General features: G+C 45.5%; 15 protein-coding genes. 6 read left to right on the top strand and 9 right to left on the bottom strand.

The genetic code is table 11. From position 1 onward, the window contains the following. Window positions 1-132 precede the first annotated feature (132 nt). Window positions 133-585 carry a MarR family winged helix-turn-helix transcriptional regulator gene (locus E4665_RS03555; RefSeq protein ID WP_135347441.1) on the top strand — a complete coding sequence of 151 codons (453 nt, stop codon included), beginning with the start codon at window positions 133-135 and terminating at the stop codon, window positions 583-585. 210 nt (window positions 586-795) lie between these two features. Here the strand turns inward: E4665_RS03555 and E4665_RS03550 are convergent, their stop codons facing one another. From E4665_RS03550 to E4665_RS03535, 4 genes are all read right to left on the bottom strand, one after another. Continuing rightward, window positions 796-1,020: a helix-turn-helix domain-containing protein gene (locus tag E4665_RS03550; RefSeq protein WP_010026148.1), complete on the bottom strand. Its 225-nt coding sequence runs from the start codon at window positions 1,018-1,020 to the stop codon at window positions 796-798. A gap of 124 nt (window positions 1,021-1,144) precedes the next feature. Continuing rightward, a complete protein-coding gene (gene sdhB, locus E4665_RS03545; RefSeq protein WP_135347440.1) occupies window positions 1,145-1,915 on the bottom strand; it encodes a succinate dehydrogenase iron-sulfur subunit in 771 nt (256 codons plus the stop codon). A 14-nt stretch (window positions 1,916-1,929) separates the two neighbouring features. After that, a complete protein-coding gene (gene sdhA / locus E4665_RS03540) occupies window positions 1,930-3,681 on the bottom strand; it encodes a succinate dehydrogenase flavoprotein subunit (RefSeq protein WP_135347439.1) in 1,752 nt (583 codons plus the stop codon). A gap of 40 nt (window positions 3,682-3,721) precedes the next feature. After that, the gene (locus tag E4665_RS03535; RefSeq protein ID WP_135347438.1) at window positions 3,722-4,327 is read right to left on the bottom strand and encodes a succinate dehydrogenase cytochrome b558 subunit; all 606 of its coding nucleotides are present in this window, start codon (window positions 4,325-4,327) and stop codon (window positions 3,722-3,724) included. 217 nt (window positions 4,328-4,544) lie between these two features. On the opposite strand from E4665_RS03535, the gene E4665_RS03530 reads away from it, so the two are divergent. The 5 genes from E4665_RS03530 (at window position 4,545) to E4665_RS03510 (ending at window position 9,655) form a co-directional block, all read left to right on the top strand. Continuing rightward, the gene (locus tag E4665_RS03530; RefSeq protein ID WP_135347437.1) at window positions 4,545-5,006 is read left to right on the top strand and encodes a YslB family protein; all 462 of its coding nucleotides are present in this window, start codon (window positions 4,545-4,547) and stop codon (window positions 5,004-5,006) included. A gap of 125 nt (window positions 5,007-5,131) precedes the next feature. Then, the gene (locus E4665_RS03525; RefSeq protein ID WP_135347436.1) at window positions 5,132-5,806 is read left to right on the top strand and encodes a response regulator transcription factor; all 675 of its coding nucleotides are present in this window, start codon (window positions 5,132-5,134) and stop codon (window positions 5,804-5,806) included. Beyond that, window positions 5,803-6,840, top strand: a complete 1,038-nt coding sequence (locus E4665_RS03520) for a sensor histidine kinase (RefSeq protein ID WP_135347435.1) — start codon at window positions 5,803-5,805, stop codon at window positions 6,838-6,840. The genes E4665_RS03525 and E4665_RS03520 overlap by 4 nt, the downstream gene beginning before the upstream one ends. Before the next feature lie 117 nt (window positions 6,841-6,957). Further along, entirely contained in the window at window positions 6,958-7,725 is a 768-nt protein-coding gene (locus tag E4665_RS03515; protein ID WP_135347434.1) for an ABC transporter ATP-binding protein, read from the top strand. After that, window positions 7,712-9,655 (top strand): FtsX-like permease family protein, encoded by a 1,944-nt coding sequence (locus E4665_RS03510; RefSeq protein ID WP_135347433.1) that lies wholly within the window; start codon window positions 7,712-7,714, stop codon window positions 9,653-9,655. Before E4665_RS03515 ends, E4665_RS03510 begins: the two co-directional genes overlap by 14 nt. 85 nt (window positions 9,656-9,740) lie before the next feature. Here E4665_RS03510 and E4665_RS03505 read toward each other — a convergent pair whose 3' ends face one another. The 5 genes from E4665_RS03505 to E4665_RS03485 form a co-directional block, all read right to left on the bottom strand. Further along, the gene (locus tag E4665_RS03505) at window positions 9,741-10,535 is read right to left on the bottom strand and encodes an ABC transporter permease subunit (protein ID WP_135347432.1); all 795 of its coding nucleotides are present in this window, start codon (window positions 10,533-10,535) and stop codon (window positions 9,741-9,743) included. A 36-nt stretch (window positions 10,536-10,571) separates the two neighbouring features. Next, window positions 10,572-11,375 carry an ABC transporter permease subunit gene (locus E4665_RS03500; RefSeq protein WP_135347431.1) on the bottom strand — a complete coding sequence of 268 codons (804 nt, stop codon included), beginning with the start codon at window positions 11,373-11,375 and terminating at the stop codon, window positions 10,572-10,574. 5 nt (window positions 11,376-11,380) lie between these two features. Next, on the bottom strand, window positions 11,381-12,262 hold the full coding sequence (locus tag E4665_RS03495) for an ABC transporter ATP-binding protein (RefSeq protein ID WP_135347430.1): 882 nt from the start codon (window positions 12,260-12,262) through the stop codon (window positions 11,381-11,383). A gap of 21 nt (window positions 12,263-12,283) precedes the next feature. Then, window positions 12,284-12,901, bottom strand: coding sequence for a TetR/AcrR family transcriptional regulator (locus E4665_RS03490; protein ID WP_135347429.1), 618 nt, complete (start codon window positions 12,899-12,901; stop codon window positions 12,284-12,286). A 376-nt stretch (window positions 12,902-13,277) separates the two neighbouring features. Further along, window positions 13,278-14,510, bottom strand: coding sequence for an aspartate kinase (locus E4665_RS03485; protein ID WP_135347428.1), 1,233 nt, complete (start codon window positions 14,508-14,510; stop codon window positions 13,278-13,280). Between the last annotated feature and the right edge of the window lie 9 nt (window positions 14,511-14,519).

Here is a 14,519-nt window from a genome sequence, read left to right as displayed (position 1 = left end):
GTTTTTGGAAGCTGAAGAAAGCTTGTGAGGTAATTAATACAGTTGATATATGTCCACTATATAGATTTGATGGATATATGTCAATTAAAATACAGAAGGTTATTTTGGAGACTAAAGGATCGGTGAATCGTCATGGAGGATAATCATTACAAAAAAAGTCCAAGAGAGCAGTTGGAGCTAGAGTTAGGTGAGCAGCTCAATGCACTCATCGGTGCATCACATGCACTAAATGTCAAAGCCGCAGCGCGATTCGATTCTTCCTTACAGCCTGCTGCCTTCCATATTATTCGTTGGCTCTACTCCTATGGACCGACAAGTGCTGCCGTTTTAGCAGAATCAACCGCTATGGATCGCAGTTCGGTCAGCCGCCTTGTCAAACAATTGGAATCTTTGGGGTATGTGAGAAGAGATGCATCAACTGAAGATGGTCGGAGAATTCTTCTGTCTCTTACTGAGCTTGGGAAACAAAAAACGATTAGTGCTCTTAAAGAAAAAGAATCGGTTTTCTATGAGCGAATTTCAAATTGGAATAACGCTGAGCTTCATGAGTTCATTAAAATGCTCAGGTCTTTTAATGGACTTTAACGAAAACTTGATTATGTTGGCAAAGGAAACACTTCTGTACGAGTTTTTCAACTCAATTTCTTGTCAGCTACTTTGTTTTTTAATCAATTTTTAGCTTGAACAGGACAGGTTCGCCGTTCAGGAGACAAGCCCGACCCTCAATAGGGCAAAGGTACATAATCGATCGTTTAAAAAAACAACAGCCGGCCCTTTATCAGGAACCGGCCGGTGCTATAGTTTGAGTTCTCCGAGCCTGAGCAGTTCGACAACCGCCTGGGAGCGTCCTTTCACACCAAGCTTCTGCATTGTGTTTGAAATATGGTTGCGGACTGTTTTCTCACTAATGAAGAGTTCCTTGGCAATATCTCGGGTTGTCTTGTCTTGAACAAGAAGTTCAAAGACTTCTCTCTCCCTCTTCGTCAGCAGTGGCTTCGGACGATGATATTCTTCCTTCAACAATTCCCCCTCCTTGCTCAGCAAAAGAGCGGGCGGGAAAGGCTTTTAGTCATTAGTATTTTATGACGGCTGTGATTGATTCGTGAGCGTCTTTTTGAAGTCTGACGCCGCCTTCCATGCCTCATTACTGATTATCACTTCCGAAAAAGTCCTTAAACGACTGAACCACTGTTGCCCGGTTCAGGGCGGCAATGGATGTCGTCAGCGGAATGCCTTTCGGGCAGACTTCGACACAGTTCTGGGAATTTCCGCAGCCCTCAATTCCTCCCTTCCCCATGATTGCGTGCAGCCTTTCCGCTTGATTCATCGCGCCTGTCGGATGAGCATTGAAGAGACGGACCTGAGACAGCGGTGCGGGACCCATAAAGCTGGATTTGCTGTTGACGTTCGGGCAGGCTTCAAGGCAGACGCCGCAGGTCATGCATTTGGACAATTCATAAGCCCACTGCCGCTTGCTCTCCGCCATGCGCGGCCCGGGACCGAGATCATAGGTGCCGTCGATCGGGATCCACGCTTTGACTTTCTTCAGAGCGTTAAACATCCGGGTGCGGTCGACGACCAGATCTCGGACAATCGGAAAAGTCTTCATCGGTTCCAGACGGACGGGCTTCTCCAATTTGTCGATCAACGCGGTGCAGGCTTGACGGGGACGTCCGTTGATGACCATCGAACAGGCGCCGCACACTTCTTCCAGGCAGCTCATTTCCCATTGCGGCGGCGAGGTTTTCTCACCCTCCGCATTGACCGGATTGCGCCGGATTGCCATCAGTGCGGAAATAACATTCATGTTCGGCCGGTAAGGCACTGCAAACTTTTCCTTATAAGGGGTCGAATCCGGCCCTTCCTGCCGTGTAATGATCAGCTGAATTGTTTTCGGATGACTCACTTCACTCATGTCCTTCTCCCCCCTTATTTACTATGTGAATAGTCTCTCTTGCGCGGCTTGATCAGAGATATATCGACATCTTCATACTCAAAATCCGGTCCGTTTTTCTCAGAATTGAATTTGGCCTTAGTCGTCTTAAGCCAGTCATTGTCATTACGGTCCGGAAATTCAGGCTTATAATGCGCACCGCGGCTCTCATTTCGATTGTACGCACCTAACGTGATGACCCTTGCGAGTTCGAGCATATCCCAGAGCTGGCGGGTGAACGAGGCACCGCTGTTGCTCCATTTCGACGTGTCATTGATATTAATATTTTTATAACGCTCCATCAATTCCTGAATATGTTCATCCGCTTCCAGCAGGGTTTTGTTTTCGCGGACAACCGTCACATATTTTGTCATCCATTCGCCCAGTTCCTGGTGTAGGACATAAGCGTTCTCGCTGCCATTCATCGACGTAATCCGGTGATACTTTTCCTGCTCGCGCTTCAGTGCACCATCATAGAGTTCTGAAGGTACTTCCTGGCTGTCTTTATTCAGACCCGCGACATATTTCACCGCATTCGGGCCGGCAATCATGCCGCCGTACAATGCGGAAAGCAGCGAATTCGCGCCCAGACGGTTCGCACCATGATACTGATAGTCGCATTCCCCGCAGGCGAACAGGCCTTTGATGTTGGTCATCTGATTAAAATCAACCCAAAGTCCGCCCATTGAATAGTGAACCGCCGGGAAAACTTTCATTGGCACTTTATGCGGATCTTCACCGACAAATTTTTCATAAATTTCGATGATGCCGCCCAGTTTGACATCCAGTTCATGAGGATCTTTATGCGACAGATCCAGATAAACCATGTTTTCTCCATTGACACCCAAGTGCTGATTAATACAAATATCAAATATGGCCCGCGTCGCTACATCACGAGGCACAAGGTTGCCATACGCCGGATACATTTCTTCAAGAAAATACCATGGTTTGCCGTCTTTGTACGTCCAGAGCCGACCACCCTCTCCGCGCGCCGACTCACTCATTAGTCTTAGTTTGTCGTCGCCGGGGATAGCGGTCGGATGGATCTGGATAAATTCGCCATTCGCGAAATAAGCACCCTGCTGATAGAGCGTTGACGCCGCGGATCCGGTGTTGATCATCGAGTTCGTCGATTTTCCGAAGATCACACCCAGGCCGCCCGTTGCCATAATGACCGCATCCGCACGGAATACGGCGATCTCCATTGTTTTCATATTTTGAACCACGATTCCGCGACAGACATTGTCCTCATCAATCACCACCGAAAGAAATTCAACATATTCGTGTTTGTGAACCAGCCCATTTACCTCCTGGCGCCGAACCTGCTCGTCCAACGCGTAAAGCAGTTGCTGCCCCGTCGTCGCTCCCGCGTAAGCGGTCCGATGATACTGCGTACCGCCGAACCTGCGAAAATCTAGCAGACCTTCCGGCGTGCGGTTGAACATGACACCCATCCGGTCCAGAAGATGGATAATTCCCGGAGCTGCCTCACACATTGCTTTTACAGGCGGCTGATTCGCCAGAAAATCTCCGCCGTAAATGGTATCGTCAAAGTGTTCCCAAGGAGAATCACCTTCGCCCTTCGTGTTGACTGCGCCATTAATGCCGCCCTGCGCGCATACAGAATGCGAGCGTTTGACCGGAACAACTGAGAAGAGATCGACTTCAACGCCTGCTTCCGCCGCTTTGACCGCGGACATTAATCCTCCGAGGCCTCCACCGACAATAATGATTTTTCCTTTGCTCATGCGGGATCACTCCTTTTCGATTGATTGATAGTCTCTAAGATTAAATAAATGCGAATAAAGCCCGGATTCCCACGTAAGCCAGAAGCACAAAAACGGCTAGCGCAACATAAGAACCAATTTTCTGAGATTTTGGTGAAACAAGAATTCCCCAGTGCACGCAGAATGACCAGAGACCGTTTGAAAAATGATAGACAGCACACAGAATGCCGGCAACATAAAAAATGATTATTCCGGGATTGCTGAGGATATGAGCCATTAACTCGTAATTCAGAGGGGTACCGAGCGCCATGGCGATCCTTGTCTCCCAGATATGCCAGGCGAGGAAGATCACGAGAAAAAGTCCCGACAGCCTTTGAAGCAGAAACATCCAGTTTCTGAAAAAGCCGAAATTTCGGACATTGTTTTTAGCAGTAAAAGCAATATAAACGCCCAAAATCGCGTGGAAAAGAATCGGAAGATAAATCATCACAATTTCCAAAAAAAGCAGATACGGTAAACTTTCCATAAATGATGCAGCCTGATTGAAAGCCTCGGGTCCCTTTGTCGCCTGATAATTAACGGTCAGGTGAACAACGAGAAAGAGACCGACCGGTATGACTCCCAAAAGAGAATGCAATCGGTGCTCACCATAATCATGATCAGCCATGTTGCTCCTCCTCCTTCAAATAAATGTTAGCGCTTTTATTTAGTTGTACATATAAATTGTAGTCATTTGCTTCGAACAAATATGACTACGGTATTCATAAATCAATTGTAATCCCCGGATTTTTCACAGTCAATTCTGAGTTGAAAACGCTATCCTCACGTTTTCATAGTGAAGGCCGGGAAAAAAAGATATAATAGTGCGTGGAGGGATTATAGAGATGACAAAAAATGAAACCTGTCCGCAGCCTGAACAATACGGGGACGTCACTGTTCCGGCCTTCGGCTATGAATTATTCAGAAATCAACTGATTCCCGAATTGCTCGGAAAAGAAACAGCCTCGATTTTGTACTGGGCCGGTCGCAAGCTCGCTCGGCAGTATCCGCTTGAAAGTGAAGAGAAAATCGTGGCTTTTTTTGAGCAAGCCGGATGGGGGAGCCTTGAATTAACAGAAAAAGGGAAAAGTCAAATGGTTTTCGAATGCCATTCCGTTCTCATAGAATCAAGAATCAAAGACCACCCGGGGTCTGTCCAGTTCACGATGGAAGCCGGATTTATTGCTGAACAGATTCAGAAAATTCATGGCTTTGTTGCAGAAGCTTATACAGAAGTCCGGACGGGCCGCAACAAAAAGGCCGTTTTCATTGTCAAATGGGATGCGAAGGACGCGGCTCGCGACTGACCTTTTTCAGGAACAACCGGTTAAAATGATGAGAAATCAGAAGCATGACAAATGCCGGGCCTATCGCCCGGCATTTTAACTAACGGGCCCATGCTCCTAAATTGAAAAAGTAAGGGAGGCTTCCCATGTTTACGATCTTGGTTGTTGAAGACGATCCGACAATGAAAGAGATTATCGTCGGGGCATTGGAAAAATGGCATTTTGAGGGAATCGCCGCAATTGATTTCGATCATATCCTTCAGACATTCATTGACAGCAAGCCTCAGCTTGTCCTTCTCGATATCAATCTTCCTGCATTCGACGGTTATTTCTGGTGCCGGAAGCTTCGTGAAATCTCCAAAGTACCGATCATTTTTATTTCTTCGAGAGATACGCGCATGGACAAGATTATGGCCATGAACATGGGCGGTGATGATTTTATTCAGAAACCGATTGATATGGACATCCTGATGGCTAAAATTAATGCGCTGCTGAGACGCACTTATTCCTATCTGGATCATGAACTTCAAGTCGTAGAACACAGGGGTGCCGTCCTGAATCTGAAAGATTCTCGCCTGATCTATGATGACTGCCAGATTGATTTGACAAAGAATGAATTCAGGATTCTCTACATGCTGATGACGCATGCCGGAGAGGTATTATCACGGGACAAGATTATGAGAGCGCTTTGGGAAGACGAAAGCTTCGTTGATGACAATACGCTGACTGTCAACGTAGTCCGTCTCAGAAAAAAGCTTGCCGAAGCAGGTCTTGAATCACGCATCAAAACGAAAAAGGGACAGGGGTACTTTCTGGAATGAGACCGACAGAATATTTGAAAGACCAGATGCTGCTCATCGCTTTTTACGTCATCGCCATGACATTTTTAACCACCTTTCTTTATCTTATGCCCATCACTCGGATGGACGTCGGCAATCTGATCTATCTGCATGCCGTCATTTTTTTCCTGTTCCTCAGTTACCTGTTTTTTGACTTTCTCAGACATGCGCACTTCCTCTCTGGCTTTGAAAAAGCGGCTGACGCCTCTTCCGGGTATCGGATCAGCGCCGTACCCGACCCCCACACGACGGAACAAAGAAAAATATACCGGCTGCTGGATCGGATCGATCGAGATGACCGGCAAAAGGCTATGGACCTGCAGCGCAGCATTGAAGAAAACAAGGATTTTGTGATTGCGTGGGTCCATGAAGTGAAAACGCCCATAGCAGCCGGTAAAATGCTCATCAAAAATAGTGAAGGTCAGTCCCGGGAAGAAATTCTCGACCGACTGGAAGATGAATTTTCACAGATTGACCGCTTCGTCGAACAGGCACTTTATTATTCACGTGCGGATCATTTTTCAAACGATTATTTTATCAGTGAGTACTCATTTCGCGACATCGTGAATGCCGTGCTTAAAAAATACGCCAAATCATTCATCACGAAAAAGATCAGTGTAGAAATCTCAGATTTAGAGATACAGATTTTGACCGATAAGAAATGGCTGCAGTTTATCCTTGATCAACTCATTTCCAACGCCTTAAAATATACCGACGCCCATGGCCGAATCAGGATTGTAGGAAAAAAATATGGTTCCGGAAGCCGGCTGCTCATCGAAGACAACGGGTGTGGCATTAAGTCCGAGGATATCCGGCGTGTTTTTGAAAAAGGATTTACCGGAACAAACGGAAGAAGGACACACCATTCAACGGGAATCGGATTATATCTTTCAAGGACCCTCGCATTGAAACTTGGCCACAGCATCTCCCTGACATCGGTTGAAGGCCGGGGAACAACAGTCGTACTGGATTTCCCAAACAATACGGATTACACAAAAGTCGCAAAAAACATTTAATGTGACATTAATGTAAGGCACCGATACCTGATTGTAAGGTAGATCGAGGGAACACCCCTGTTTTTCAGTTTACAATCATCTTGTAAGATATTGAATAGAAACGGGGGTTTTTCATTGATGAGTGAGCTTTTAATAGCGAAGGGACTTCAGAAGGTCTACGGACGGAAAGGAAACGCTTATACAGCGATCCAGAGTATTGACCTGACGGTTGGCAAAGGTGAATTTGTCGGCATTATGGGACCATCCGGTTCCGGAAAGACAACCCTGCTGAACACCTTGTCCACGATCGACCGCCCAACATCAGGAAGTGTAACGATTAACGGCACAGATGTCGTTCAGATGAATGAACAGGATCTGGCCACCTTCAGGAGAGAACGACTCGGATTCATCTTTCAGGATTACAACTTGCTGGACACACTGTCTGTTGAAGAAAATATCGCGCTTCCGCTGGCATTGGCAAAGGTCAATCCGGATGAAATTGATGATCGTGTGCATCATATTGCGGCAAAGCTTGGCCTGGAAGAGATTTTAAACAAATTTCCTTACGAGATTTCCGGAGGACAGCAGCAGCGAACCGCCGCGGCGAGAGCAATCGTTGTCCGTCCCGACCTGATTTTTGCCGATGAACCGACAGGTGCGCTCGATTCAAAATCGGCAACCGCCCTTCTGCAGATGATGACGCAAATAAATGACGAAGAAACCGCGACGATTCTGATGGTCACGCATGACGCCTTTTCCGCCAGCTACTGTCACCGAATTTTATTTATCAAGGATGGTGAAATTTTCACTGAGCTGGACCGAGGCCATCTGACACGCAAGGTTTATTTTCAGAAAATCCTAGATGTTCTTTCCGCACTGGGAGGTGGGCAGAGTGACATTATTTAATCTGGCCCGCCGCAACATGTCACGCAATTTTTACCGCTATTTTCTTTATTTCGCTTCGATGATTTTCAGTGTGATGATTTTCTTCACCTTCGTTTCCATCCAGTTTAATCATCAAGTGGCACAGGCTGCATCCGTAAAAATAGATACGTCATTTAAGGGTGCTTCGATCGTACTGATTATCTTCGTCGCTATTTTCATCTGGTATTCAAACAGTTTCTTTACCAAACAACGCAAAAAGGAAGTCGGGCTCTACGCTCTGCTCGGCCTGCGAAAGAAACAGATCGGCCGGATGCTTTTTTATGAAAATCTGATTCTTGGTCTGCTGTCGCTTATTATCGGAATGCTGATCGGTATGCTGCTGTCCAAATTTTTTGTCATGATCCTGGTGAAGCTCATGGACACAGCGGTCAACGTCAGCTTTTCGATTTCTTCCCAGGCAATCCTAGAAACGACTATCGTGTTCCTTCTAATTATTTTCCTGGCTTCTCTGGATGGTTACCGGCTGATCTACCGGTTTCAGCTGATCGATCTGTTTCGGGCGGAAAGAGTAGGAGATAAAGCACCAAGAGTTTCTGCCCTTCAATCGCTATTGGCTGTAGTACTGATTTCGGGCGGTTATTGGATGGCGTTGCAGAGTTTGAATTCAAAGCTCTGGCATCTCGGCCTCCTTCCTGTCGCTCTGATGATTTTATTCTGCGTGATTACTGGTACCTTTTTGCTGTTCCGCTCATTGACCGTCTATTTCTTAAAGAGGTCTAAAAGGCATAAAACGCACTATTACCGGGGAACGAACATGATCAGCACCGGGCAGCTTTTCTATCGCATCAAGGGAAATGCCAGAGTACTGACGGTGATCGCAACGCTGAGTGCTATCACGCTTTGCGCTGTCGGAACAAGCTTCAGCATCTATTATGAAGCCGGGAAATATGCAAAAGAATCCATGCCGTTCAGCTACGCCTACATTGCGAAAAAAGGGAATCAGATCAAAGCGGATAACACGCTTGAACAAGTGATTAAGGCAGAAGGACACCATCGGACTTTGAATAAAACAGCAGTATCGGTGATCCAGGTCAAGGGCAAACTGAACGGATTCAAATCGGTAATCTCTCCCCCGTTCCTGACACTTATTTCCGAGTCTTCATTCAATGGGCTTGGTAAAATTATTGGATTAAACGATCCCGTCAGGCTCAATCCCGGGGAGGGGCTGATACTGGACAGGTACTACAGCAATCAATTTTCACCAAATTTTCAAGGAAAGGAGGGCACTATTCAATCCAAAACAGGAAAAAATACAACGCTTCATTTTATCGGGTACAGACCCTACAGTGTTCTGAATGATCCGTTTGCTAATTTTTCCATCGTTGTTTCCGATGATCAGTTTCACCAACTGGAACGGCAAAATGATCCGCTCACTATAACTCAGATCAATGTAACGGATCCCAGTCATTCCGGTCGGCTGACCGCGCAGCTGACGGAAAAGTTAAACCCTTTGATCACTTTCACCCCTTTTTCGATGGGAAGCTATTATAATACGTATCACGGAATGATGTCTGCTTACGGATTGGTCATGTTTCTGGGTGCCTTCCTCGCCCTTGTGTTCCTGCTTGCCACTGGAAGTATTATCTACTTTAAACAGCTGACAGAAGCAGAACAGGAAAAAATGCAATATGGTATACTCCGAAAGATCGGCGTGACAAGGAAAGAAATCAAAGGTGCAATTGCCAAACAGGTCGGTTTTGTCTTCGCCCTGCCGCTCATTCTCGGCATCGCCCACAGTGCCGTAGCACTTACTGCATTATCGAGAATGCTGAATCAGAGTATCCTGATACCGGTTGCTGTTTGTATGCTCGTCTACACATTGATTTATGTCGGCTATTACTTTTTTACTGTTCAGTCCTATTCCAGAATTGTGAACTTGGAAAGCCGTTAAATCTTATACCTCTGAAACCCAAAAGGCACCCGACCGGGTGCCTTTTGGGCCATTAACTATAAGGACTGTTACAGCAGATTTTCTGTCATACGTTCAGATCCCTTTTCTGATAAAAGAAATACGTGGACGCTGAAAAAACAGCAACAAGCAACAGTGCAAGAATCACAATGACTGTATTCAGCCCGTCTCCGTTCACAATATCTGTGTAACTGAAGTATTTGAAGGGCGAAAGTATATTCAGGACATTGAGATGATCCGCCAGATCCGTGATTTTGGCGATCACATACGAGCCAAGCAGTATAGAAGTTGCAATTGAGCCCGAAGCCTTCGGATTTTTCATGAAAGCTGAAAGAAATGCGCCAAGTGACAGAAAAATGAGCTGAACGATGAACATCGTCAGAAAAAACACAGCAATTTCACCCGAAATATCTTTTCCTTTGTTGTACGCGGCAACCAAAAAGAATGAGGACAACAGCGTCACGATATTTACAACAACTATATTCACGAGTGCAGCTATGAATTTTGAGGTGATCACGGTAGTCCTCGAAATAGGTTTCACAATCAGGAACTCCGTAGTTTTATCACGCTCTTCCTTTGCAATAATCCCGCTTCCAAGCAATGCGGCGTGAATAGCGGCCGCAAGCACAATATAAGAAAACAGGAAGGCGAAAAAGCCGCTCATGGTTGAAACATTAAACGATCCCATGCCGAACAGCGCTCTCATCGAATGCGGCAATTGGGTCAATGCCTGACTTGCCGCGCCGCCGGAGGAATAAGTCGTATACTTGCTCATGCCGCTCAAAACGCCAAGGAACATGCAAACGCTCCAGATGATCAAAGCTTTCCGGTTAGACTTCAGTTCTCTCAAAAATATATTCATCATCATGCCTCCTCGTTAAGTCAATTTCCGGGCCTTTCAGCTCACGGCATGGATATCCTTTCGGGTATAAATCATGCAGCTTGCTGCGATTGCTACGATGACAATGATTGCTCCTGTAATCAGATATGAAGCTTCATAATTTGCATTTTTAATGATATTGGCCGTGCTAAAGTAATTGAAAGGAGAGAAATACCTGGCCCAATCGTCGTTATTGCCGGTGGAAATCAGTGCGCCGATCATGTAAAAACCAAGAACGACACCAAGCGAGATCGGCAGCACAGATTTGAGCTTACTGAAAAACACTGAAATAATCAGACCAATCGCAAAGAACATTAATTGGAGAAAGAGCAGCGTTAAATTGATCAGGAAGAAAGTCTTCTCATCAAAACTCCCTGTATTCACGATATTTACCATAATGGACAACACGGCGTAAAAGACAATGTCCAGTGCGAAGATCGTCGTGAGCGAGGCCAAAATCTTTGCTGTAACGATCGCCGGACGCGACACCGGCTTAACCAGAAGAAAATCCGCCGTCCGTTCCCTCGATTCTTTCGAGAGAATGGAAACACCGAGATTCATAGACTGAATGGCCCCGCACAAAGAGATGAAAGAAAAAATCATTGAATAGAATCCGACAATTGATGTAATGTAGCTCAGGTTGATGCCAAGCATCGCTCTCACAGGTGCCGGATAGTTGCCGAGCAATTTTTTAAAGCCATCCGCATCTTTTACCATGCCTGGATAAACAGATAGGTAAAGGGCTGCCAGCGCAATGATGACGATTGTCCATATGATGGTTGATTTTCTCAGTGATTTCAATTCGTGAAGGTACATATTCATGTCGATCAGCCCTCCTTTTCGTAATAATGCATGAAAATTTCCTCAAGGTCAGGCTCTTCAATGGATAGGTTCAGAAGATCCAATTGGGCGATTTTTTGAATAATCGTATTGACATTCCCTTTGTAGATGAACTTCGCAGTATTTTCTTTGACTTTGAAGTTACTCACACCGTCAAGATTAAAAGCGTCCCGGCTGATTCCGGATTTAGCCTCAAGACTGATCCTCTTGTAATTGTTCTCCTGCAATGTGCTTATTCTTTCAAGCTTGATTATTTTACCTTCCTTGATGAATGCGACACGGTCGCACATCTTCTGAACTTCAGTGAGAATATGCGATGAAAAGAACACAGTTGCCCCCTTCTGATTCTCTTCTCTGATGAGTTCAAAAAATTTCTGCTGCATCAACGGATCGAGGCCGCCCGTCGGCTCATCAAGAATGATCAGTTTGGGTTCGTGAAGCAGTCCCTGCACAATACCGACCTTCTTCTTATTGCCGAACGAAAGGTCGTTGATCTTCTTTTTCAGGTCAAGGTTCATTGCTTCTGCCAGCTCATTGATACGCTTCGTGCAATCTTTTTTGTAAAAGCTGGCCGAATATTTGAGGAGATCAATCACTCTCATGTTGTCATAGTAGAAAACTTCTGAAGGCAGATAGCCTAATTCCTTTCTTACTTCAGGATGATCGAAACAGCTTTTTCCAAAAATAGTGGCACTTCCGCTCGTCGGATGAATCAGGCCCAGCAGCGTCCGGATCGTTGTCGATTTCCCGGCTCCGTTCGGCCCGATAAAGCCAAATATTTCACCCTGCTCGACATTTAAATTCACGTCAATAATCCCTCTCGCCTTGCCAAACTGTTTTGTAAGATTTTTAATTTCAATGACGCTCATGAGTGATCCCCTCCTGAATGATTATTTATAACAAACCTTTTTCAGCAGTACCAGGCAATCAAGGAATTCTTTATAAAAAATCTCTAAATCCGTATCACCATATCCCGTTATATCATTGAAATACCCTTCGGACATCCATGTCAGCATTTTGACGATCAGCTTCGGATCAACACCTTCTTTGAACTTTGAGGTGTTCACCCCTTCAAAAGCAATTTTTTCCCTGAAACTTGTCACGTTTTGATCAGCAAGAAGCATTCGAATATCCTGCTTCACTTCATCATCGTTCTCGTGAAGTACACTGCTCAGAAATAAGAGTATCGCCGGATGTTTTTGAATCACTGCGAGCTTAATGTCACCAGCGAGCCTGATTCGGTCAAAAAAATCAGTGACAGCACGATCAAATTTTTCATTGATTTCATCCATCATTGTGGTTCCGCATAACTTGATCAAATAGAGATACAGCGCCTTTTTCGTGCCAAAGTAGTGAAAAACCATTGCTTTTGAAATTCCTGCTGCAGCAGCAATATCACTCACTGACGCTTTTTTATAACCGTTGGTGCCAAAAGCAGTCAGAGCACCATCGACAATGGTATTTTGTTTCTCTAAGGGCAAGCTCAAAAATTTATCCAATAAAACCACCTCACAGCTTTCATTGACCGAATCGGTTTACAAGATAAGTATAATGTCATAAACCGATTTGGTCAATAGGCGGCAAAATAAAATACGATCAGTACTTCTTTAGAGGTCAGAGACAGTGTTAATCAAGAGGACGGATCGGTTGAGACTATGATCTCGTCCATTAATAAACCGATATCAACAAACTTGAAATCATAATCAATAAAAAAGCATGTGCTATCAATAAAAATCCTTCATCTATCGATGATAACAAGTTTTGTATCAATAAAAATGAGACGAGTATCAATAAAACAAAATATTCATTCGTAAACAGACAGATGCCCCAGGGAATGAACATCCCCGGGGCATCTGTCTAACGAGCACACGTTTTAATAAAATCTTACAGGCTGATTGATTCTTCTTCAGCGAGATGAAATGTTGCGTGCAACACATCCAGTGCTTCGAGCAATTTTTCTTCATCGATAATCGTCGAAACTTTTATTTCAGATGTGCTGATCATTTTGACCTTAATATCCTTTTCAGCCAGCGCATGGAACATCTGTGCCGCCACTCCCGGATTCGAAGCCATGCCGGAACCGACGATTGAAACTTTGGCCAATTCGGATTCAAAAATCAGTTCGCCAAATTCCAGATCCTTTTCCTGCGTGTGAAGGACATCCAGTGTCTCGTTCAGAAGATCACGATCGACCGTGAAGGACAGACTTGTTTTTGCTTCATCCAGCACATTCTGGACGATGACATCGATATTGATGTGTTTGGCGGCAATCGCGTCAAAAACACGCGATACCACAGTGACATTATTCGGAAGGCCAAGCAATGTGACCTTGGTTACATTTTTTTCAAAGGCAAGTCCTCTGACCGTTTTCGTCTTCTCCATTGATACTTCCTCCTTAATCACCGTTCCCTCTTCTTCAGAGAATGAGGAGCAGACAACCAGCTCGATATGGCTGTTTTTCGCATATTCAACGGCACGCGGATGAAGCACGCCCGCGCCGAGATAAGCCATTTCAAGCATCTCGTCGTAGCTGATCTCTTTAAGCTTTCTCGCTTTGTTCACATAGCGCGGATCGGTCGTAAAGACACCGGTCACATCTGTGTAGATTTCACATCTTGCGGCGCCAAAAGCTGCGGCAAGCGCTACAGCCGACGTATCTGATCCACCGCGTCCGAGCGTCGTGATTTCACCGGTTTCAGTTACGCCCTGGAATCCTGCGACAATAACAATGGTTCCTTTTTTCAGATGCGGACGGATCAATGATGTGTCAATAGAACCGATTCTGGCGCTTTCGTGAACATCCTCCGTCTTGATGCCCGCCTGCCATCCCGTGAAAGAGATGGCGTCATAGCCCCGTTCGATGAGCACCATCGACAAGAGGGCAATGGTCACCTGTTCACCGGTCGACAGCAGCACATCCATCTCGCGCTTGGAAGGCCTGTCGGAGATTTCTCCCGCCATGCTTACCAGAGAATCCGTCGTTTTTCCCATTGCCGATACAACGACAATAATCTGATCGCCGGCTTCTTTCTTCTTAATAATTCTGTCCGCAACCCTCTGTAGCCGTTCAACCGTTCCCACCGATGTACCACCAAACTTCATCACTGTTAAAGCCACGCTTCACTC

The organism is Sporolactobacillus shoreae (genome assembly GCF_004684935.1).
Lineage (GTDB): Bacteria > Bacillota > Bacilli > Bacillales > Sporolactobacillaceae > Sporolactobacillus > Sporolactobacillus shoreae.
The sequence above is the reverse complement of the archived record's forward strand: the minus strand, read 5'-3'. Positions and strand labels throughout refer to the sequence as shown.